This window comes from Rhodococcus sp. NPDC056743, assembly GCF_042790355.1.
Lineage (GTDB): Bacteria > Actinomycetota > Actinomycetes > Mycobacteriales > Mycobacteriaceae > Rhodococcus_F.
Genome location: NZ_JBHTZI010000011.1, coordinates 97,197 through 117,348, shown reverse-complemented (window position 1 = coordinate 117,348; position 20,152 = coordinate 97,197). Strand labels below are relative to the sequence as shown.

Annotated in this window: 22 protein-coding genes; 6 read left to right on the top strand and 16 right to left on the bottom strand. The window is 62.4% G+C overall.

The annotated features are described in order from the left end of the window. Positions 1-35: 35 nt before the first annotated feature. The 6 genes from ACFRFQ_RS24870 to ACFRFQ_RS24845 all read right to left on the bottom strand — a co-directional run bounded on the left by ACFRFQ_RS24870 (position 36) and on the right by ACFRFQ_RS24845 (position 5,686). Entirely contained in the window at positions 36-1,100 is a 1,065-nt protein-coding gene (locus ACFRFQ_RS24870) for a hypothetical protein (RefSeq protein WP_378663643.1), read from the bottom strand. Further along, entirely contained in the window at positions 1,097-2,584 is a 1,488-nt protein-coding gene (locus tag ACFRFQ_RS24865; RefSeq protein ID WP_378663641.1) for a carboxyl transferase domain-containing protein, read from the bottom strand. Before ACFRFQ_RS24865 ends, ACFRFQ_RS24870 begins: the two co-directional genes overlap by 4 nt. Positions 2,585-2,659: 75 nt before the next feature. After that, a complete protein-coding gene (locus ACFRFQ_RS24860) occupies positions 2,660-3,853 on the bottom strand; it encodes an ABC transporter permease (protein ID WP_378663638.1) in 1,194 nt (397 codons plus the stop codon). After that, positions 3,850-4,746 carry an ABC transporter ATP-binding protein gene (locus tag ACFRFQ_RS24855; protein ID WP_378663635.1) on the bottom strand — a complete coding sequence of 299 codons (897 nt, stop codon included), beginning with the start codon at positions 4,744-4,746 and terminating at the stop codon, positions 3,850-3,852. Before ACFRFQ_RS24855 ends, ACFRFQ_RS24860 begins: the two co-directional genes overlap by 4 nt. Before the next feature lie 24 nt (positions 4,747-4,770). Continuing rightward, positions 4,771-5,376 (bottom strand): hypothetical protein, encoded by a 606-nt coding sequence (locus ACFRFQ_RS24850; RefSeq protein WP_378663633.1) that lies wholly within the window; start codon positions 5,374-5,376, stop codon positions 4,771-4,773. After that, positions 5,339-5,686 carry a helix-turn-helix transcriptional regulator gene (locus ACFRFQ_RS24845; protein ID WP_378663630.1) on the bottom strand — a complete coding sequence of 116 codons (348 nt, stop codon included), beginning with the start codon at positions 5,684-5,686 and terminating at the stop codon, positions 5,339-5,341. The genes ACFRFQ_RS24850 and ACFRFQ_RS24845 overlap by 38 nt, the downstream gene beginning before the upstream one ends. A gap of 92 nt (positions 5,687-5,778) precedes the next feature. On the opposite strand from ACFRFQ_RS24845, the gene ACFRFQ_RS24840 reads away from it, so the two are divergent. The 3 genes from ACFRFQ_RS24840 to ACFRFQ_RS24830 are packed head-to-tail and all read left to right on the top strand — an operon-like array spanning position 5,779 to position 7,239. Next, on the top strand, positions 5,779-6,198 hold the full coding sequence (locus ACFRFQ_RS24840) for a hypothetical protein (protein ID WP_378663627.1): 420 nt from the start codon (positions 5,779-5,781) through the stop codon (positions 6,196-6,198). Between the two features lie 33 nt (positions 6,199-6,231). After that, positions 6,232-6,663, top strand: coding sequence for a VOC family protein (locus ACFRFQ_RS24835; RefSeq protein ID WP_378663624.1), 432 nt, complete (start codon positions 6,232-6,234; stop codon positions 6,661-6,663). Continuing rightward, the gene (locus ACFRFQ_RS24830) at positions 6,664-7,239 is read left to right on the top strand and encodes a TetR/AcrR family transcriptional regulator (protein ID WP_378663621.1); all 576 of its coding nucleotides are present in this window, start codon (positions 6,664-6,666) and stop codon (positions 7,237-7,239) included. It abuts the gene before it with no gap. Positions 7,240-7,252: 13 nt separating this feature from the next. Here the strand turns inward: ACFRFQ_RS24830 and ACFRFQ_RS24825 are convergent, their stop codons facing one another. The 3 genes from ACFRFQ_RS24825 to ACFRFQ_RS24815 form a co-directional block, all read right to left on the bottom strand. Beyond that, positions 7,253-8,092, bottom strand: coding sequence for an aldo/keto reductase (locus tag ACFRFQ_RS24825; RefSeq protein ID WP_378663618.1), 840 nt, complete (start codon positions 8,090-8,092; stop codon positions 7,253-7,255). Positions 8,093-8,240: 148 nt separating this feature from the next. Further along, positions 8,241-9,872, bottom strand: a complete 1,632-nt coding sequence (locus ACFRFQ_RS24820; RefSeq protein ID WP_378663615.1) for an ABC-F family ATP-binding cassette domain-containing protein — start codon at positions 9,870-9,872, stop codon at positions 8,241-8,243. Between the two features lie 65 nt (positions 9,873-9,937). After that, complete coding sequence (locus ACFRFQ_RS24815) at positions 9,938-10,534, bottom strand: class I SAM-dependent methyltransferase (RefSeq protein WP_378663613.1); 597 nt, start codon at positions 10,532-10,534, stop codon at positions 9,938-9,940. 118 nt (positions 10,535-10,652) lie between these two features. Between ACFRFQ_RS24815 and ACFRFQ_RS24810 the strand changes: the two genes are divergently transcribed. Beyond that, entirely contained in the window at positions 10,653-11,501 is an 849-nt protein-coding gene (locus ACFRFQ_RS24810; RefSeq protein WP_378663610.1) for an aldo/keto reductase, read from the top strand. 58 nt (positions 11,502-11,559) lie between these two features. On the opposite strand, the gene ACFRFQ_RS24805 is transcribed toward ACFRFQ_RS24810, so the two are convergent. Then, on the bottom strand, positions 11,560-12,711 hold the full coding sequence (locus ACFRFQ_RS24805) for an NADH:flavin oxidoreductase (RefSeq protein WP_378663608.1): 1,152 nt from the start codon (positions 12,709-12,711) through the stop codon (positions 11,560-11,562). A gap of 108 nt (positions 12,712-12,819) precedes the next feature. On the opposite strand from ACFRFQ_RS24805, the gene ACFRFQ_RS24800 reads away from it, so the two are divergent. Both ACFRFQ_RS24800 and ACFRFQ_RS24795 read left to right on the top strand, forming a co-directional pair. Further along, positions 12,820-13,284: a MarR family winged helix-turn-helix transcriptional regulator gene (locus ACFRFQ_RS24800; RefSeq protein WP_033234140.1), complete on the top strand. Its 465-nt coding sequence runs from the start codon at positions 12,820-12,822 to the stop codon at positions 13,282-13,284. Further along, entirely contained in the window at positions 13,281-13,694 is a 414-nt protein-coding gene (locus ACFRFQ_RS24795) for a DUF5313 family protein (RefSeq protein WP_378663606.1), read from the top strand. The genes ACFRFQ_RS24800 and ACFRFQ_RS24795 overlap by 4 nt, the downstream gene beginning before the upstream one ends. A 16-nt stretch (positions 13,695-13,710) precedes the next feature. Here the strand turns inward: ACFRFQ_RS24795 and ACFRFQ_RS24790 are convergent, their stop codons facing one another. From ACFRFQ_RS24790 to ACFRFQ_RS24765, 6 genes are all read right to left on the bottom strand, one after another. After that, positions 13,711-14,505: an MHYT domain-containing protein gene (locus ACFRFQ_RS24790; protein ID WP_378663603.1), complete on the bottom strand. Its 795-nt coding sequence runs from the start codon at positions 14,503-14,505 to the stop codon at positions 13,711-13,713. 34 nt (positions 14,506-14,539) lie between these two features. After that, entirely contained in the window at positions 14,540-15,127 is a 588-nt protein-coding gene (locus tag ACFRFQ_RS24785; protein WP_033234142.1) for an ATP/GTP-binding protein, read from the bottom strand. Further along, complete coding sequence (locus ACFRFQ_RS24780; protein ID WP_378663601.1) at positions 15,108-15,479, bottom strand: DUF742 domain-containing protein; 372 nt, start codon at positions 15,477-15,479, stop codon at positions 15,108-15,110. The genes ACFRFQ_RS24785 and ACFRFQ_RS24780 overlap by 20 nt, the downstream gene beginning before the upstream one ends. 5 nt (positions 15,480-15,484) lie before the next feature. Next, complete coding sequence (locus ACFRFQ_RS24775) at positions 15,485-15,901, bottom strand: roadblock/LC7 domain-containing protein (protein ID WP_378663598.1); 417 nt, start codon at positions 15,899-15,901, stop codon at positions 15,485-15,487. Next, the gene (locus ACFRFQ_RS24770) at positions 15,898-18,750 is read right to left on the bottom strand and encodes an ATP-binding protein (RefSeq protein WP_378663595.1); all 2,853 of its coding nucleotides are present in this window, start codon (positions 18,748-18,750) and stop codon (positions 15,898-15,900) included. The genes ACFRFQ_RS24775 and ACFRFQ_RS24770 overlap by 4 nt, the downstream gene beginning before the upstream one ends. A gap of 220 nt (positions 18,751-18,970) precedes the next feature. After that, entirely contained in the window at positions 18,971-20,077 is a 1,107-nt protein-coding gene (locus ACFRFQ_RS24765; RefSeq protein ID WP_378663592.1) for an NAD(P)-binding domain-containing protein, read from the bottom strand. Between the last annotated feature and the right edge of the window lie 75 nt (positions 20,078-20,152).

The window sequence follows — 20,152 nt, the reverse complement described above, 5'->3', positions numbered from 1 at the left end:
GAGTTCTGTTGCGCTGGACGGGCACGATCCGTCGGTCAGTGGCGGATTTCGAGCGCGGGGTCGGGCGCGGGCTGGAGGTCTGCCTCCTCGCGCCGGATCGTGACGCGGAGTACCGCGAGCAGGAACAGCGAGAGAACAAATCCGGTGAGGGCGCCGAACTGATCCTGGGCGAACAGGAACACCTGTGTCACGAGAAGGTTGACGACGATGGAAGCCCGTAGCAGTCGCAACGCGCGCAGGTAGCGTCCGCGGAACAGGAACCACACACCGAGAATGACCAGGATTCCCGTTGTGATACTCGACAGCAGTACAACAAGATCGGAGATGTCCTGCGCGATGATTTCTTCGTCGGTCGCGAACGCGACGACGACGCTGACTACCGCGCTGAGTGCGTCCAGGACAAAGATTGCCAACACGACTCGACGGACGATGCGATGACCGATGAAGAGGTCGAGGCGGGCGGAGACCGAGTTGCGCCACTGCGTGATCCGCGATTCGATGCTGTCGCCGGTGGGGGTGTGTGAGTGCAGACCTGCCCTGATCGAACCGGCCAGGTCGGCAAGCGCCGGGTCGCGCACTCCGTCCAGAACACGCAGCGCGTGGTTGTACTGCACTGTGTCCAGTTGTCCGAGAGCAAGATCCGACAGTGCACGGGCGCCGATAGCCAGTCGATGCCGGTCGTTCATGCCGCGCCGGATCACCACTTCACGTGCCACCAGGTAGAACAGAACGAAGACGACGTACATGATGGCGATGGCGGGCTGATAGAAGTAGTTGACGTCTGACGTGACGAACTTGCCGATCTCGTCGATGAACAACCCGAATCCGATGCCACCGATCAGTGCCACTCCGTTGCGGATTCGACTTCCCTCGGCGATGACTGTCATGACGATCGCAACCGCCATCAGCAGTCCACCCCACAGGACGTGCGCGATATGCAGTGCACCGCCACCGATTTGGGGATATCCGGTGGCGGCGAGGTAGGCCCGCGTAATGAGTACCGTGGCGATCGATGCGAAGAGAAACACTTCGAAGCGCGCGAGCGCGGCACGGTCGTAACTGTGTGTGAGCGCGCTCGGATCGGTCGACTTCGGTTTCATCGCGGTACTCCCAAATTTCGATAGCGAGCGATCCGAGCAGAGGTTCGCGCGGCGGTGGGTTCATCTGCGAGCAGAGCGAGTTCGTGCGAGATTGCCGCACCGACGCGTTTGGAGAAGTCGACGGGCTCATCTGCCGCGTCGGGTAGTTCGGGAATGACGGCATCGACGATGCCGTCGCGCAGAAGATCCGACGATCGAATTCCCTGGGCCGCCGCCATCTGTGGCGCGTGAGTGATGTCGCGGTGCACGATCGCGCTGGCACCTTCCGGCGGTAGCGGTGCGAGCCATCCGTTCTGCGCGGCCAGCACCCGATCGGCCGGCAGAAGTGCCAGGGCGCCGCCGCCGGTGCCCTGGCCGAGAAGTACCGATACCGTCGGCGTTCGGAGCATTACGAGATCCGCTATGCAGCGGGCGATTTCGGGGGCCAGTCCGCGCTCTTCGGCTTCCTTGGACAGTGATGCCCCGAGTGTGTCGATCACGAGAACTAAGGGCAGTTGTAGTTCTTCCGCCAATTTCATGCCGCGCCTGGCCTCGCGCAGGGCCGCAGGCCCCATGGTGTTCTGCGTTGATTGCCCACTGCGATCCTGCCCGAGCAGGATGCAGGGGTAACCCCGGAACCGCGCGAGTGAGAGCAGGATCGTCTTGTCGGTCTCACCTTGGCCGGTGCCACTGAGCGGAACCTGTTCGGTGGCAGCGTGACGCAGGAGTTGCCGGATGCCCGGACGGTCTGCACGACGTGAGAGCATCACCGACTGCCAGGCCGGAACATCGGGGATTTCGGGAACATCTGTGGTTTCGGGTGCTGACGGCGCGGGGGGATCACTGAGGACGCACAGTGCTCGATTGACCAGCAGGCGTAGACGTTCGACGGGCACCACACCGTCGATGACGCCGTTGCGGTACAGGTTTTCCGACGTCTGAATGCCCTCGGGGAATTTCTCGCCGTACAGAGACTCGTAGACGCGTGGCCCGAGAAAGCCCACCAGTGCGCCGGGTTCGGCAATGGTGATGTGGCCCAGCGATCCCCAGGATGCGAACACGCCACCAGTCGTGGGGTTGCGCAAGTAGACGAGATACGGCAGATGCGCCCCCTTGTGAAGCGCAACGGCCGCAGCGATCTTGACCATCTGTACGAACGCAACAGTGCCCTCTTGCATTCTCGTCCCGCCCGACGTGGGGGAGGCCAGGAGTGGAAGTCGTTCTGCTGTGGCACGTTCGACCGCCGACGTGATTCGTTCGGCTGCGGCGACGCCGATCGACCCCGCGAGAAAGCTGAAATCGCAGGCGATGACCGCGACCCGACGCCCCCGAACGGTGCCGACGCCGGTTGTGACCGACTCGTCGGCACCGCTCTTCTCCCGAGCTTTGGCGAGGTCTGCGGCATACGCCGGGCCGGGGTGGACGTCGAGCGGCGCTACGTCCCAGGAGACGAAGCTCCCCGGATCGAGCACCTGCGCCAGTAGTTCGTCGGCCGAGATTCGCACAACACCCTCCGTATCAGGTAAGCACTTTCGCTGCGGTCGAACCTACGGGGCGAGGTGCGGGAGTGTGAAACCGGATCAGCGGCCGAACGCCTCCTTCCACGAGACGACCTTGCCGATGCGAAGGATGGAGCGCTGGTAGATCTTTGCCGCGATCATCGAGAAGATGACGGTCACGGTGAGCATCAGCACGATGGTGCCCACGATCTGGAATGGCGTTGCCACCCCCGCAGCGATGCGCAGCGGCATGAGGATGGCGGAGAACGGCGGAATCCAACTGAGAACATTGCTCAGCGTTCCGTCCGGATTACCGACAGTGGAGAACGCGATACCGAACATCGCCACGATGAGGATCACCAGTGGTGCGGCCGTTGCATTGACGTCTTCCTGCCGCGACACCATGGAACCCGCGGCGGCATAGAGAACGGCAAAGAACGCGAACCCGAGAATGAACCAGCCGATGGTGCCGATCAGTACGCCGATCGCCGTTCCGGTCACAGTCAGCAACCCGGTTGCCAGACCCGTGCCGACTCCGGCTATAGCGTAGGCAGCCAGCTGAAGCAGTCCCACCGCGCCGATGCCGAGTACCTTGCCCCACAGCAACTGCAACGGCCGAAGCGTCGAAAGTAGCAGTTCGACAACGCGACTCGACTTTTCCTCCACGACGCCCATTGCCACATAGGTGCCGAACAACATGATCTGCATGTACAACAGTGCCACCGCGGCAACGGACAGCGCGATGCGCTGGCCTTGTTCGGGGTCGGGTGGATCGAGAGTGTCGACGGTGACCGTGGCCGCTGCCGTCGCGCTGGCAAGCTGCCCTGGATCGACTCCCGCGTCCGTCAACGCGGCCGACTGCGCTTGCTGGGCAACCGAACTCTCGACAACCACCCGGAGATTGGTGTCGATTTCCTTGTTCGTGATGACGGTGACGCTACCGCCGTTGCCCGGTACGACTGCAACGTCGAGGTTTCCGTCCTTCACATCGGTTCGGGCGGTCTGCTCATCGCTGTATTCCGTGATCTCGACCGGAGTGCCGATCGCGTCGCCGGTAGAGACCAGAGTCTGTGAGAGCGACTGATCGCCAACCACACCGATCGTGGACTTGCTGTCATCGCCTCCGGAGAACAGCGAAATGCCGATGATGCCACCGACAATCGCGATCAAGATGATGATGTTGCTGATCAGGAAGCTCTTCTTGGCTATCTGCGTGGTGAATTCGCGCCGCGCAACCAACCCGATGGCGCGTGCCCCACTCAACTGCGTACTCACGCTGCAACCACCTCGCGGAACAGGTCAGTCAACGACGGTCGTCGACGGGTGAATTCGTGAACCGGACCGGTTTTCAGCGCGGCGTGCAGGATCTGCTGATCGTCAGCGGTGGCGTCGACGCTCAGGAGTGTCCGTCCACCGCCGTGGCTGATCGCCGAGACGCCGATGAGGTGATCAGCCCAGCCTGCGGGAGCGTCGGGTGCATGCACTTCGAGTTGGGCATTACCCTTACCGCGCAGCTCGTCCACCGTTCCGATCTCGCGCATGCTGCCCCGGCTGATGATGCCCACGCGATCACACAGGCGCTCCACCAGTTCGAGTTGGTGGCTCGAGAAGATGACGGGCACACCGGTACGCGCCTTCTCGACCAGGACTTCGCTCATGACGTCGACAGCCACCGGGTCCAAACCCGAAAAGGGTTCGTCCAGAACCAGGACCGCGGGGTCGTGCACCAAGGCGGCAGCGAGTTGGACGCGTTGCTGATTGCCCAACGACAGTGAGTCGACGGTGTCCTTGACCCGGCCGGCTATGTCCAATCGCTGCGTCCACCGCTCTGTTGCCGCCCGCGCGTCGGCCTTGGACAGGCCGTGTAGTTCTGCGAGGTAGGACAATTGGGTGCCCACCTTCATCTTGGGATACAGCCCCCGCTCCTCGGGCATGTACCCGATGGTGCGTCGGACATCGAGGTCGACGGGTTTACCGCCGAGACGTACCTCTCCGGAATCGGCTGCCAGCACTCCGAGCGCGATGCGCATGGTTGTTGTTTTCCCGGCGCCGTTGCTACCGACAAACCCGAAGATTTCGCCTGGATGTACCTTGAAGCTGAGGTTGTCGAGTGCAACGACGTCGCCGTAGCGTTTGGAGATGCCGTCGATCGTGAGGGTGGCTGGCATGGTTCCTTCCCAGTGGTCGAATGCTCAGGTTCGGTAGTGCGGGGTATTCGGTCTGCGTCCCGTCCAGTCCATGTCGCCGGGTTCCGGATCGGGCTGAGTCCAGGTGAGGATCATCGCCGGTGTACATGCGCCGATCAGCATCGCGGTGATTGCCATCCCACCTCCCGAGTACGCCAGTCTCTCTACATTCCACCCCACTGTCGAGGTGAAAATCAGGAATATCGCGACAATGAAGACCAACGTTTGGGTCACGGTCAGTGCGATGGAGCGGGCACTGTTGCGCTGCTGAATCTCCCATTCGTCGAGTGCGTCACGTGGTGCGTCGCCTTGGCGTCCCGAGACCACTTGCACTGATGTCCACAAGGGCAGAAACACGAAGGTGAGCGGTATCCAGAGCAATGGAGCCACGGTGGTGTTGAAAAGAAATGCGACTGCCGAGACGGTCATCGCGGCGAACACGACGCCGAGTGCGATCACGAGCAGGCGTCGGCGTCGACGTGTCCGCCACTTGGGCAACCACTGGCGGAAAATCTCCTCATTTGCGAGGAACTGTCGGGTACGGCGTGCCTGGTAGCGGTCGATCAGATTCGTTTCATTCGGATTCTGTTGTTTCGGATTTTGTGGGGACACTGTTCTTTTCGCTCCCTTCGGTGAGTCGGCCCGATCGGTAGACCTCGGTGGACAGCCGGTAGACCTCAGTGGACAGGGGGCTGAACTCCGTGCGGGAGAACACCGCTTCCACGGGGAGATCGAACACATCGCAGATGCGGAACGCGAGATCCAGGCTGGGGTAGTGGTCGCCGCGTTCGAGTGCGCCGACGGTCTGGGGATTGACATCGACAAGGTGTGCCAGTTGCGCCCGACTCATCTTCCGCTCGGCACGAAGTACGCCGATGCGATTGAAGATGGGGAGCGCATCTCCCCGCCGGACTGGGCTCATACATCAAAGTGTTGTAAAAACCCAACAAATTGTCAAGAATTGCAATTTCAGAAGTCCTGCCGGTGTGGGCCGACCGGATTAGGGTTTGCGACATGGCTGTCGATCAGTTGGTACTCGAAAAGTCCGGCGTTGTGGTTTGCGTGCGCGAGGACAGTAATTACAGCGTGGGGCAACGCGGGAGTGGCGAGGTCTGGCATGTGCCGATGGAAAAAGGGGCCGTTATCGGCATCGGGCAGCACACTCCTGGCGACGTCGAGGGCGAATCCTGGTGGGTGGTGTACGGGCAGTCCGACGCGCACGCCGACGTGACGGTTCGTCTCGAGGATGGTTCGCACGTTCCGGTGCTGCGTATCGGCGACATCTTCGTGTGTGAATGGGTGAGCACGCCGCAGCAGGCTTTGCTGTACCGGTCGGATCGTCCGGTGGAGTCTCAGCCGACCAATCTGTCGGTGCTCTTCGCTCGTCCGCGGTTCATGCCCACGGCGCCGTTTCCGGAGAATGATCGTCTCTAGAGGTTGTTACGGTACGTACTGTACCGTTTAGATATGACGACCTGGCCTACAGAACTTCCCGTTGTCCAAGTGCGCATCGCGCGCCCCACCGACCGGCTTGCCGAGGTGGCTGCGTTTTATCGCGATTGTGTGGGCTTTGCCGAGTTGTATCGATTTTCCGGGCATGCGGGATATGACGGCATCATGCTGGGACTGCCGGATGCGAGTTATCACCTCGAATTCACAACCCATGAAGATGGCAGTCCCTGTCCGGCGCCCACCCGCGACAATCTGCTGGTTCTGTACTTCACCGGAGAGTCCGCGATGTACGAGGTGGTGCAACGTTTGGGGGAGGCCGGGCATGAACCGGTCGAGTCCGAGAATCCGTACTGGATCGAGAACGGCGGAATGACCTTCGAGGATCCCGACGGATGGCGCCTGGTCCTGATGCCACGGCCTGTCCTGATGCTGCGGCCGGTGCTGTAAATGGTGCGCACACGAGACGACCGAATCGACGACGCCGTCATTGCGGCAGCCTTGGAGTTGTTGGCGGAGAAGGGTTATGCCGAACTGTCGATCGGATCCGTCGCATCGCGGGCCGGTATTCACCGGCCCGCAATTTACCGGCGGTGGCCGTCCAAGCGGCATCTGGTTGTCGATGTGGTGGCCGGGCAGATCGGTATTCATCCGACGCCGGACACCGGCGATCTTCGTGCTGATCTGATCGCCGGCATCACGACTGTGGTTGTGGGACTGCGAGACACCGTTGTCGGCTCCGTGCTCCCGGCTCTGGTTGCGGATCTGGCGGCAGACCCGGAACTGGCCTGCGCTTTCCGTGAGTCTTTCTTCGAGCCGCGACGCAATTCCACTGCGGCAGTGCTGGAATCGGCGCGCGCCCGCGGGGAGATTCGTGCGGACTTCGATCTGGACTTTGTGCTCGACGCACTGGCGGCGCCAGTCTATTACCGGGCGCTGTTCCGGCATCTGCCCCTGGATGTGTACCTTGCGGAACAGGCCGTCGATGCGGTCCTGCTTGCATTGGCGCCGCGCGAAGATTCCTGAATCACTTTTCGGCTCAGTTCAATTCGAGCGGATCGGGGCCGACGCGGCTGTCCGTGTTCAGTGCGGCGATGGCGGCCGACTGATCGGCGCCCAAAGCGAAGTCGAAGATGTCGGCGTTGTCGCGCATGCGCTGCGGTGTCACCGTCTTGGACAGTACGGTATGGCCCTGCTCGATGTGCCAGCGCAAGATCACCTGTGCCGGGGATTTTCCCAGCGCGCCGGCAATGTCGACGATAGTCGGATCGTCGAGGATCGTGCCCTGGCCGAGTGGGCTCCACGCCTCGATCTCGATGCCGCGGTCCTGCGCGTACTTCCGTGACGCGTGCTGCGCCAGCCTGGGGTGCAGCTCGATCTGGTTGACGGCTGGTGTAACCGAACTGCGCTCTGCCAGTAGATCGAGGTGCTCGGGGAGGAAGTTGGAGACGCCGATTGCCCGGGTACGTCCGGACGCGAGAATCTCCTCGAATGCCGCCCAGGTCTGCGCGATCAGGCCCTTGCTCGGTGCCGGCCAGTGGATCAGGTACAGGTCGACGTAGTCCAGGCCCAGCTTGCTCAAACTGGTGTCGAACGCTGCCAGTGTGCGGTCGTGGCCCTGATCGTCGTTCCACAATTTGGTGGTGACAAACAGGTCTTGCCGGGGAATGCCGGCGGCTGCGATTGCGCGGCCGACGCCGGCTTCGTTTCCGTAGATCGACGCGGTGTCGATGTGGCGATATCCCAGGTCGAGGGCGGTGGCGGTGACATCTTCTGTCTGCTCGTCCGGAACTTGGAACACGCCGTAACCGAGTTGCGGAATGGTGATCGGTTCGCCGGTGGTTCCGTGGGTCAGTGTGCGGTCGGGTATCGACAACATCGTGGGTCCTTTCGAGGCTCGCGGTGCGGCGACGGCCTTATGGGCCGCGGGCACCTATCACGCGCATGCAACTATTGCGTGCGCCGGATAAATAGTTGCACACGCGTTATGTCTGCGCAAGCGCGCGACTTCTACCCCTCGAAAACCGTTACTCCTCGAAAAGTTGCCCGTCGTCCATCCGCCACTTCCGGGTGCTGCGAGTGGAGCTGAGCATCCGGCGATCGTGAGTGACCAGAAGCAACGTGCCCTCGAAAGATTCCATCGCCTGCTCGAGCTGCTCGATTGCCGGCAGGTCGAGGTGGTTGGTGGGCTCGTCGAGCACGAGGAGATTGACCCCGCGGGCTTGGAGCAAAGCCAGTGCAGCCCTGGTTCTTTCGCCGGGGGAGAGAGACGCCGCCGACCGCAGTACGTGATGCCCGCGTAGTCCGAATTTGGCGAGGAGGGTACGGACATCGGCGTCGGGCCACTCCGGGACCTGGGCGCCGAAAGCCTCGACCACCGGCTGATCGCCCTCGAAGAGCCCTCTGGCCTGATCGATCTCGCCGATCGCGACACCGGATCCGAGGGAAGCGATTCCCTCGTCCGGAGCGAGTTTGCCGAGTAGGACGTTCAACAGGGTGGTTTTGCCCGCGCCGTTGGCGCCGGTGATGAGAATGCGGTCACCCCAATCGATTTGCGTCGTGACGGGCCCGAAGGTGAACTGGCCGCGAGTGACCTTGGCAGCGTTGGTGGTTGCGACCACGGACCCGGATCGCGGAGCGGCCGCGATCTCCATGCGCAACTCCCATTCCTTGCGGGGTTCCTCCACGACCTCGAGACGCTCGATGCGGCGCTGAGTCTGACGGGCTTTTGCCGCTTGCTTTTCCGTCGACTCGGTACGCAATCCGCGGCCGATCTTGTCGTTGTCCTTGGCCTTACGGCGCGCATTGCGGACGCCGTGTTCCATCCAGTTGCGCTGCATCTGGGCGCGATCTTCGAGTTCGGACCTGGTGCCCGCATATTCTTCGAACGCCTCACGCGCGTGTTGGCGGGCAATCTCACGCTCAGTGAGGTAGGACTCGTAGCCACCGTCGTAGACGGCGATATTCTGTTGTGCCAGATCGAGTTCCACGATTCCGGTTACGGTGCGTGAAAGGAACTCGCGGTCGTGGCTCACCACAACAAGCGCCGCCCGCGTTTCGGCGACAAAGCGCTCGAGTTGCTCGAGTCCGCGCAGATCGAGATCGTTCGTGGGCTCGTCGAGCAGCAGGATGTCGTAGCGCGAGAGCAACAGCGACGCGAGGCCGGCCCGGGCCGCCTGACCGCCGGACAGGGCCGTCATGTGCGCGTCGAGGGGGACGCCTAGGCCCAGTTCGTCGACAACTTTTTCGGCGCGCTCCACCAGATCTGCGCCGCCGAGTGCGAGCCACCGCTCGAGCGCCGGGGAATACAGATCCTCTTCGGAATCCGCGAGGGTTTCCGCTGCGGCGTTCATGACGTCCTCGGCGTGCGTGACACCGGTGCGTCGGCCCAGGAATTCGAGCACGGTCTCGCCGGCGATACGGTCGGGTTCCTGCGCCAGATAGCCGACAGCGGCGTCTGGCGGGCTGAGGGTGATCGACCCTTCCACATCAGCCGTCCCGGTTCCCGCCAGCGCGGTCAGGAGCGTCGACTTGCCCGCGCCGTTTGCGCCGACAAGTCCGATGACATCGCCGGGAGCGACGGTGAGATCGAGATCGGAGAACAGGGTGCGTTCTCCCCGGGAAGCTGAGAGTCCGCTGATGCGCAGTGTTGCAGTCACACGTGAAGTATCCCCTGTGCTGTGCGCCTTTATTAACCGCGGGCGGTTAATAAAGGCGCACAGCGTCAGCGCCGCACCAGGTGGTACCAGCATGGATGAGCCGCACGGGCAGGCAACGGCGCGTCGGCCATATCGGCCGGGTCGCTCGACACCATGGTCCAACCGTCGAAGGCCCTGGCCACATCTGCCTTCGACACGCCATGCGGCATCGGCCACCGATGGCCGGGGCTGAAGGCGAACATGATCAACGACGCGTCCGGTGCCGTGATGGCGTTGACGGACTCCGCATAGCGACGGCGATCGAGATCACCCAGTCCGTGGAAGCAACCGACGTCCAGGACGAGCATGTGACCGGCGTCCACGGCTATGTGAAGATCGGTGGCGTCCTCGTGCAGGAATCGAACGGTCGAGTGTGCCTCGCGGGCACGGATCCGGGCTTTGTCCAATGCTTCTTGTTCGATGTCGACGCCGGTGACCTGCCAGCCACGCTTTGCCATCTCGATGGAATGTGCGCCGGTCCCGCATCCGATGTCGAGGGCGCGCCCATTGTCGGGGACGGGAATCGCGTCGAGTAGAGCGGACAGTTGGGTATCAAAACCTCGCCGGGTGTGCTCCCACGGAGTCACTCCTACTTTGTAGGCGAGATGATAGGGGATATGCATCACAGTCCCTTTTTCTCGAGGAGATTTCAAGGCACGCTCTCCAAGGTAGACGGGCTTTTCGGGCAGAACAAGGGGGGTTGTGCGGGAACACTGCGCCGAGGTGCCGCGTTGCGTAGGTATGACCGAACCACAAGACACGACCACCGTTCCGAGCATCGTGCTGGCAGACGGCAAGGCCATCCCAGCTTTGGGATTCGGTGTTTTCCAAGTGCCGGACAACGAAACCCGAGACGCCGTATCAACCGCCTTGCAGGCTGGTTATCGAAGTATCGACACCGCCAAGATCTACGGCAACGAAGCAGGCGTCGGGCAGGCGATTGCCGAGTCCGGTATCAACCGCGAAGACCTCTACATCACCACCAAACTGTGGAATGACGATCAGGGATACGAGTCGACGCTGGCTGCGTTCGACGCGAGTCTGGAACGCCTCGGCCTCGAGTACCTCGACCTCTACCTGATCCACTGGCCGGTGCCGTCGAAGGATCTCTACGTCGAGACGTTCAAGGCATTCCAGAAGCTCAAGGCGGACGGACGAGTGCGGTCGATCGGTGTTTCGAACTTCACCGTCGACAATCTCGAACGGGTGATCGGCGAGACGGGTGAGGTGCCGGTCCTCAATCAGATCGAGCTTCACCCCAAGTTCAACCAGTCCGAGCTTCGTGCCTTCCACACCGGCAAGGGGATTGCCACGGAGGCGTGGAGTCCACTCGGCCAGGGCACGCTGCTCACGGATTCCGTCATCACGGCAATCGCTGACGCCCACGGCGTCACGGCGGCTCAGGTCGTGATTCGGTGGCATCTGCAGATCGGCAACGTCGTGATTCCCAAGTCGGTGACGCCTGAGCGCATCAAGGCGAACTTCGACGTCTTCGGATTTGCATTGACGCCGGACGAGATCAATGCCATTGGAGCGCTTGATGATCCGGCCGGCCGAATCGGTCCGGATCCGGCGGTGTTCGGTAGCTAGAACAACACGGCAAACGGCACTCCCACCGTTGGGTGGGAGTGCCGTTTGCCGTGTCGAGTCAGTTCAGATGTGTGCGGTGCTCTGCGCTGAAAGCGATGTGTTCATCGGTGCGTCCGGTGCGCAGTTTTTCCACCCATTCGGGGTCGGCGAGCAGGGCGCGTCCAATGGCAACCATGTCGAATTCGCCGTCGTCGTACTGAGCTTCGAGACGCTCCAGTCCGGTGACAGCGGACGCAGCATCAGCGGTGAAGGCCGTGGTGAATACGGAATCAAGCCCGATAGATCCCACTGTGATGGTGGGCAGGCCAGTCAACTTCTTCGTCCAGCCTGCGAGTCCGAGTTTGCCGTCATCGCCGTCGATTTCGGCGAATGCCGGCTCCCAGTGCCGCCTCGTAGACGGGTGCAGCACATCGACCCCGGCGTCGACCAGAGGAGTGAGAATGCGCTCCAGTTCCGCCGGATTCTGGGCGATCCGGGCGTCGTACCGACCGGACTTCCACTGCGAGAATCGGTAGACGATCGCAAACTCGTTTCCGACGGCCTCTCGAATGGCAGCGACAACCTCAGCGGGGAAGCGGGTTCGAGCTTCGAGTGATCCGCCGTACGCATCGGTGCGGACATTGGTTCCAGCCCAAAGGAATTCGTCGAGCAGATAACCGTGTGCGCCGTGTAGTTCCAGGCCGTCGAATCCGGTACTCTGCGCGTTGAGGGCAGCGTCGACCCAGGCTTGCTTCAGTGTTTCGAGATCCGATGCGGTGAATTCTCGTCCCAAGCGCGTGCCGTCGAGTGCGAGCCCGGAAGGGCTGACCGTCTCCACGTCGGGATTGAGGCGAGAGTTCTCGCCGCGCTCGACACCCAGATGCCACAGCTGCGGAATGATGGATCCGCCCTCGGCGTGGACGGCGTCGACAACCGAGCGCCAGCCGTCGAGGCTCGAGTCGCCGTAGATACGCGGTACTCGGGTATGTGGGCCGGCGGCAGGGTCAGGGATATATGTGCCTTCGGTGATGATCAGGCCGACACCTCCCGCTGCGCGACGACGGTAGTACTCGGCGACGTCGGCGCCGGGAATTCCGTCGGGGGAGAAAGCGCGGGTCATCGGGGCCATGGCAAAGCGGTTACGCAACGAGAGTGATTTGACCTCGAAGGGCTGGAAGAGGCCGCGCAACGCGGAGGCCTCGGGTGCGTTCGAAGTGGGGGAAAGAGTCACGCGTTGGTTCAACGTGACCGGCTCCGGGTCTATTCCGGACGGTGGTTGTCCCAAGATTAGTTAGTGCAGTATTAGTTATCGCACTAACTAATCTGTTACGGTGTAGTCATGACCACGCAGGAGTCGCTCACCGATCCACTGGCGCTCGATCGCCAGGTGTGTTTTGCGCTCGCCGTTGCGAACCGGGCGGTGCTGTCCGTATACCGTCCGTTGCTCGAGCCCATGGGTCTCACGCATCCCCAGTATCTTGTGATGCTGGCGCTGTGGGGCAAGGCTCCGATGGCGGTCAAGGAAATCGGACAGGCATTGCAGCTCGATTCGCCCACTCTGTCACCGCTTCTCAAACGCCTCGAGGCATCCGGTCTGATCACGCGAACGCGCAGCCGGGCGGACGAGCGTCAACTCGACGTCGATCTCACCGAGGCTGGTGCAGCCTTGCGGAGCGAGGCGGAGAAGATTCCGCCGGCAGTGGTGGAGAAGCTTGGTGTGGGACTGGCTGAACTCGAAGAACTTCACACAGTGTTGACGCGGGTCAATGAAGCCGCGTTGCGCGCTGGAGCATTGGACCAATGAAAGGCAAGGATATGTCTGCCGCGCCCGCCGGGAAACAACATGCGTCACCGAACCCTCTTCAGTGGCTTGGCTATTCGTTCGGTCGTAGGTTGCCGGATTCCATGCAGGAATGGGTTCGCAACGATCTGATCGGCGATTGGGCCGTGCCCCGGCACCTTGTCCGCAGCATGGTGCCCTTCCTGCCGGTCTTTGCGGTCTTCATGCTCTTCCCAGGGCCATGGGCACTGAGGGCGTCCATGGTGCTTCTCGGTGTATTGCTGGCGTTGTTCTATTCCGTTTCCTACATGGCGCAGAACAGGTCTCGTCGTCTCGAACGACACGGACTACCCGCGGATCTGGAGAATCCGAAAAAGGTCACTCGCCACGACGCCGAGAAGGCCGCATACGACAAGTTGTACGGCCACGGTTAGTCGCGGTTGTGCGACTTCAGTTCCCAGTTGCAAATTCGCGTGCTTCGAAAGCCAGATCGTCTGCAGCGGAATCCATGCGGGCGATCTCGCGATCAGGCACCGTCAGGACGGCGACGATCGGCACTGCCATCGCAAGAAGCCCGATGACAAAGACGGGGAAGAGGAACGCGAACACCTCGAGCCCGACGGGGGCGGGAGCGGACGTGTCGTGGACAACCTCCACCGCGGCCATCCCGGTGTAGTGCATGCCGACTACGGCGACACCCATGATCACACCGGCGATCAATCGCATGACGGTGGATTCCATCACCATCGTGAACCACAACGCGGCGGTGCCGGCAACAATGGCAATCACAAGCGAGAGCGCGACGAAGTACATGTTGTAGTTGATCTCGCCTTGAAACCGCAAGGCCCGCATACCCGTGTAGTGCATGATGTTGACCGCGACGCCGACGAGAAAGCCGGCGGCCAGGAGCCTCGACCAGCGGAATTCGGTGCCGACGATCAACAAACCGACAAATACCGCGGTTACGGACATCAGCGCCGAAATGATCGTCCAGCTCAGGCTGTAGCGAATGGGACTGCCTGGCACGGCAAACCCGAGCATCGCGATGAAGTGCATCAACCAGATACCGACACCACCGATGGACAGTGCACCCATGAACAACCAGCGCATGCGCGCCCGAGGGTGGGTGGCCGCTGCGCCGTGTCGGGTACACGCCAATCCGATGACCGATCCCGAGACTGCAACGGCGAACGCCAGTCCGAGCAGCCAGATTCCCATCGAGAAATGGTGCATTTCATCCGACATGCGGAGTTCCTTAGAGTCGTTGTTGTCCGAGGTGTTAGTACAGTGCTGCTGCCGCGATACGTTCGAGCGCGTACTCGGTGATCGTGATCAAAGCCTGCTTCGCGGATTCCCGGTTACGCGCGTCGATTTCGATCATCGGTACGCGGTTGGGAAGCGCAAGAGCCTGACGAAGGTCACTCGCGGCATGTATGGGAGCTCCGTCAAAACGGTTGACTGCCACGATGAACGGTAAACCGCGTGCTTCGAAGAAGTCGACAGCGGCAAAGCTGTCTTCGAGGCGGCGTGTGTCGACAAGGATGACAGCTCCGATGGCGCCGGTGATGAGGTCGTCCCACATGAACCAGAACCGTCGTTGACCAGGTGTGCCGAAGAGATAGAGGACCAGGTCGTCGGCGAGTGTGATGCGGCCGAAATCCATTGCGACTGTTGTGGTGTCCTTGTTCGGCGTCGCGCCGAGGTGGTCGATACCGTCGCTGGCGTCGGTCACCAATGCTTCGGTGCGCAGCGGGACGATTTCGGAGACCGTCCCGACAAGGGTGGTCTTTCCGACACCGAAGCCGCCGGCGATCACGATTTTCGTCGAGGTGACGCGAGACGATGCGTCAGAGTGCCCGAAGTCCACTGAGGGTCCTTTCGATCAATTCGCGGCGCTCGACCGCAGTCGCATCGCTTCGCAGAGTGGCTTGTACTTCCAATGCCCCGGCGACGATCAGATCTGCCACCAGGACCCGGGCCACCCCGATCGGAACACCAAGGTGCGCGGCGATTTCCGCGATGGAGATCCGCTGCTCGCAGAGGGAGACTATCGAGGCGCGAATGTCCTCAGGCGCAAGGTGCCCGGCGACGGCATCCTCCATCGTCGCGACAATCGCTTCGATGGGGAGGTCGATGGACGGCTGTGTCCGGCCTTCGGTGAGCGCGTATGGACGAACCAGACTCGGTTCGGGGTCAACGCGTTCGGGGTGGTTGGACATGAGTATCAGGAATCCCGACCCGAACGAGCGGCAATGTCCATCGTGGGTCCGACTCGGTCGACCAGAGTGGCCATTTCGTACCCGATCTGACCGATGTCGCATCCCGCGACGGCCAGCGCGGCCAGATAGGCGCCGCTGCCGACACCCATCAGCAGCAGGTAACCGTTCTCCATCTCGACAACTGACTGCAGGACGGCACCGCCGTCGAACAACCGCGACGCACCGGCGGAGAGGCTGGCGAGTCCCGAAGTCACAGCGGCCAATTGGTCAGCTCGATCGACCGGAAGGTGGGTGCTCGCAGCACTCAATAATCCATCGGCCGAGACGATGATCGCGTGGCTCACTCCCTGCACGTCGCGGGCGAAACCCGAAACCAACCAGTCGAGTGAGCGAGGAGTCTCTTGGGCTCCGACTGAATTCACTGTTCTCCTTCATCGTTGCGCACATTCGCACCACGTGGCGTGGTCGACCCGACGGTGTTCTCAGTGCTACGACGCCGGCCGCGACTGACGCCGGATTGGTAGTCGTTCCACCCGCGTCTGACGTTCTCCGGATCCGTGCTCTGGCGGTGAGTGCCCGAGCGCACCGGGGCATTGGTGCCGCCGACAGTACCGGGAACCAACCTCGCACCACGATCACGGATGGGGAGACCGGAGTCGGCAATTCTGGTGACGGGCAACTCGAACGACGCTCGGGCTGCAAGCCACCCCTGGTCGGCTTCGGTGGTCCAGGCGGCTTCGCCTGTGGCGGAGGCTGTCCCCGCTGTCGGGTCGACCAGCCACTCGGACACCATGCGGGCATAGATCGGTGATGCGGCCGGTGCCGCGGCGACGGGCGGATCGGAAAATTCCGTGGTGCGTGCGCCGCTACGTGGTGGGAAACCGTCGCGCGCACGGGAGGAGAAGAATGCCGCGGTGTTGGTCGGTGTGGGGGAGCTGAGCCGGTGCCGCGGTGCCGGTTCGGCGCTTGGCTCCGGTGAAACAGTTTCTGTCGGAGCGACAAAGCGCTCGGCAGGGGATGCACCCGGTTCGGGCGTCGGCGCTGCTGAGACGGGATCTCCGATTCCGGGTGCCCCGCTGGCACCTGGTGTGCGACGTGGCAACCCGAGCGCGTCGACCGGCGATACTGCGCCGAGTTGAGAGGCCGCTGATGTCGGGGCGCCGTCGACGGGAGGCGGCATGACCGCTCTGACGGTGTTGCCCGGTTGACGCTGAGGAAGTCCCGTAGCGGACAGGGTGGGTGCTTGCGCGCCCATCGAATATGGCTCGGCTACTGCAGGTTCGGGAGCGCGGACGGGTGGAGCTGATACCGGAGGAGCTGATACCGGAGGAGCCTGGACGGGAGCAGCATTCCGGACCGGAGCACCCAGGTGGGCGGGGCTTGGATGCGGTGCAGTCACCGTGTCCGACGGATGTGCTTCGAGCAGAGCCGCGGGCAGAAGGATCGAGGCGGTGATGCCGGCGCGCTCTGGTGCATTGCCGGTGGGACGCAGCCGAACAGAAATGTTGTGTCGCAGGCTGATCCGGCTGATGACGAACAGTCCCATGTGCCTGGCAGTGTCCGGGGTCATCTCGCCGCCCGAAGCCAGGCGTCCATTGGCGTCGACAAGATCTGCGGTGGACATTCCGAGTCCCAGATCGGCAACTTCCACAAGCATGGAACTGTCGTTGGTGCGAGCTGCGTTGATGGTCACGGTCGATTCCGGCGGTGAGTATCGCAGCGCATTGTCGAGGAGTTCGGCGACAATGTGCACGACGTCTGCGCTGGCTTGTCCGGTGATGACGGCGGACGGCATCTGGCCGAGTCCGACGCGAAGGTAATCTTCGACTCCGGAGACGGAGGCGCGGAGAGCGTCGGCAAGCTGGATCGGCGCAGTGCGACCGCGGCGACTTTCGGTGCCGGACAAGATGAGTAGGTTCTCGCCGTTGCGTCGCATTCGTGCCGCGATGTGGTCGAGGCGGAAGAGGTTTTCGAGACGCTTCGGGTCGTCTTCGTCCTGCTCGAGTTGCTCGATCAGGCCGAGTTGGTGTTCGACGAGGGACTTGTTGCGGCGTGACAGTGTTTCGAACATGTCGTTGACTTGGCGTCGCAGGGTTGCCTGCTCGCCTGCCAGGCTGATGGCCTGCCCGTGCATATCGTCAACCGCGCGAGCGAGTTGACCGATTTCCTCGTGAGTGTGGACCGGTACACGCGGGATTTCGAGGTCGCTGATCTTTTCGCCGGAGCGGATTCGTTCGATGGCCTCGGGCAGTCCGCGTCGTGATGCCTGCAGTGCCGCGAACCGCAGGCGCCGGATGGGATCGACCAACGAGCGACTGATGATCAACGCGATCACGAGTGCGGCGAGAACCGCGCCGAGAACCAGGGCAGTGTCGCGCAGAGCTGCGGTTCGGGCGGTGTTGGATTCGGCGGTCACGCTGGCGCTGAACTGGTCGACGGCTGCGTCGGTGACGTCGTCGTACTGGTCGCTGCTGGTTTGCAGTCCGATATCGATCTGGCTGCTGAGCGGGGACGATGACGAGGTCGCGCCGATTTCGGCGATGCGACTCTGTGCGGATGTACGAAGCGCGTTGACGGCCACCGTGGTCGGTGAGCTGTCGGATTCGTCTGGTGGGAGCACCTTGTCGAGTGCCGCGAGTTCCACGCCGGCGGTGGTGGCAAGCGCGGTGCGCGTTTGTTGGTCGAGGCGGCCGGAACCGAACAGAACGCGCTGATCGGACAATGCCCGACGGGCTTCCCACAGGGACGAGAACTCGCCGCCGTGCTGACGCAGAATGGGGCTCTGGGATGTATTGATGACGCCCGTGAATGCACTCGAGATGTTGGTTGACACCTCATTGACGAGTGTGACGAGCCGGGCGGGTGCAACGGCGCCCGCGGCCACTTCTTCGACGATGGAGTTGCTGTCCTCCAGCGCTCGGGCGACTTTGTCGTTGAGTACGTCGTCGGCCTGGAACGAGCGACCGGCGGTGACCAGTTCCTGCATGGAATTGTTCACTGCCCTTGTGGCAGTGGTTGTTTCAGTGCCATCTGAGGATGCGACCGCGAGGTCGTACAGTGCTTCCTCCACATGGAGTGCCGCGGGGACTGCGAGCACTCGTTCGGATGAGGAACTGAGCCTCGAGGCCTCGGCCAGTTCGGCCTGGATCCGGAAGGCGCCGAGTACGACGGCGATGAGCATCGGAACGGCAAGGACCGCGACGACCTTCCAACCGAGGCGCCATTCGCCGATCGACCACCAGGAGGTTGCTGTGTGTGCATCGTGTTTCATGCGGACCGCTTCCCCTTCGTAATTGCCCCTCGCCCAGTCCCCCTGATGGGTTACTGCACGCACTCCTCCGAGTGCACGCAGTCGAAGAAAGGTTAGCTGAACGGTAACAGACTGTTTCGCGACAGGCTAGGAGCATGCCGGATTCCGGGCCTTGGGCTGAAAATGTCCTGCTGAACAGGTTATGGACGAATCGGGCAAACGTAGCCAAATGGAAGCTGGATCAGCGAAGTTCGAGGAAAGTCGTCAACTCAGCTGCGGCTGCCTGGCCGGCGCGGTTCGCGCCGATTGTCGACGAGGAGGGGCCGTAGCCCACCAGATGCACACGAGGATCGGATGCAACCTGGGTGGCGAGGCGACCTTCCATCTCGATTCCACCGCCGGTACCGCGCAGACGAAGAGGCGCGAGATGGTCGAGCGAACTTCGAAACCCGGTGCACCACAAGATGACATCGGCATCCATGGCGCTGCCGTCAGCCCATCGCACCCCGTGCGGGAGGATTTCCGAGAACATCGGTCGGCGTGTCATCACGCCGCGTTCCCTGGCAGCGCGAATGGCTGGAGTCACCGGCAACCCCGTGACCGACACCACCGATCCTGGCGGCAAACCGCGTCGTACCCGCTCCTCGACCATGGCGACGGCATCGCGACCGATCTCCGGGGAAAACGGTTCGTCGCGGAACTCCGGCTCGCGGCGCGTCACCCACGTGGTGGTCGTGACCTGTGAAATCTCGTCGAGCAGTTGCACAGCGGAGATGCCGCCGCCGACAACCACAACATGTTTGCCCTCGAACTCGTGGGCCGAGTAGTAGTCCTTGGTGTGTAACTGGCGTCCACGGAACAATGAGGCGCCGCGGTAGTAGGGAATGAACGGGCGCTCCCACGTTCCGGTCGCATTGATCAGCCCGCGTGCCGCGTACACGCCGTGATCGGTCTCGATTCGGAGACGTTCCTGCCGCGGGCACACCACTCGCGTATGGACGGGGCGGTGGACGGGCAGCTCGAATTGCTTCTCGTACAACTCGAAGTAATGGGGGACCGCAACCGACGCCGGCACCTGCTCGGCGTCGGTCCCTGTCGTCTCCGCAAATGACATGCCTGGGAGGTCGTGAACTCCGTTGACAGTGCTCAAGGTCAGGCTCGGCCACCGGAACTGCCAGGCGCCGCCGGGGCCTGCTGCGTGATCGAGCACGACAAATCCCGATTCGGGCACAACGGAGAACTTGCGGAGGTAGTACGCCGCGGACAATCCGGCTTGGCCGGCGCCGATCACCACGATGTCGACATCAACGCTCTCGCTGCGTCCCTCGTCACTGTCGTTCGTACTCATCGGTAATCTAACCTCCTGATGCGCAGAACTCTGCGGTGAGAGAACTACGTGGTCGGCAAACTGCATTCGGGTCAA

Bases quoted from the DNA above. Each gene is read 5' to 3' on its own strand.
- ACFRFQ_RS24870 (WP_378663643.1), bottom strand. From the start codon at position 1,100: ATGAAACCGAAGTCGACCGATCCGAGCGCGCTCACACACAGTTACGAC.
- ACFRFQ_RS24765 (WP_378663592.1), bottom strand. From the start codon at position 20,077: ATGAGTACGAACGACAGTGACGAGGGACGCAGCGAGAGCGTTGATGTC.
- ACFRFQ_RS24800 (WP_033234140.1), top strand. From the start codon at position 12,820: ATGACCACGCAGGAGTCGCTCACCGATCCACTGGCGCTCGATCGCCAG.
- ACFRFQ_RS24815 (WP_378663613.1), bottom strand. From the start codon at position 10,534: ATGCATATCCCCTATCATCTCGCCTACAAAGTAGGAGTGACTCCGTGG.
- ACFRFQ_RS24810 (WP_378663610.1), top strand. From the start codon at position 10,653: ATGACCGAACCACAAGACACGACCACCGTTCCGAGCATCGTGCTGGCA.
- ACFRFQ_RS24825 (WP_378663618.1), bottom strand. From the start codon at position 8,092: ATGTTGTCGATACCCGACCGCACACTGACCCACGGAACCACCGGCGAA.
- ACFRFQ_RS24795 (WP_378663606.1), top strand. From the start codon at position 13,281: ATGAAAGGCAAGGATATGTCTGCCGCGCCCGCCGGGAAACAACATGCG.
- ACFRFQ_RS24835 (WP_378663624.1), top strand. From the start codon at position 6,232: ATGACGACCTGGCCTACAGAACTTCCCGTTGTCCAAGTGCGCATCGCG.
- ACFRFQ_RS24840 (WP_378663627.1), top strand. From the start codon at position 5,779: ATGGCTGTCGATCAGTTGGTACTCGAAAAGTCCGGCGTTGTGGTTTGC.
- ACFRFQ_RS24845 (WP_378663630.1), bottom strand. From the start codon at position 5,686: ATGAGCCCAGTCCGGCGGGGAGATGCGCTCCCCATCTTCAATCGCATC.
- ACFRFQ_RS24855 (WP_378663635.1), bottom strand. From the start codon at position 4,746: ATGCCAGCCACCCTCACGATCGACGGCATCTCCAAACGCTACGGCGAC.
- ACFRFQ_RS24790 (WP_378663603.1), bottom strand. From the start codon at position 14,505: ATGTCGGATGAAATGCACCATTTCTCGATGGGAATCTGGCTGCTCGGA.
- ACFRFQ_RS24770 (WP_378663595.1), bottom strand. From the start codon at position 18,750: ATGAAACACGATGCACACACAGCAACCTCCTGGTGGTCGATCGGCGAA.
- ACFRFQ_RS24780 (WP_378663601.1), bottom strand. From the start codon at position 15,479: ATGTCCAACCACCCCGAACGCGTTGACCCCGAACCGAGTCTGGTTCGT.
- ACFRFQ_RS24830 (WP_378663621.1), top strand. From the start codon at position 6,664: ATGGTGCGCACACGAGACGACCGAATCGACGACGCCGTCATTGCGGCA.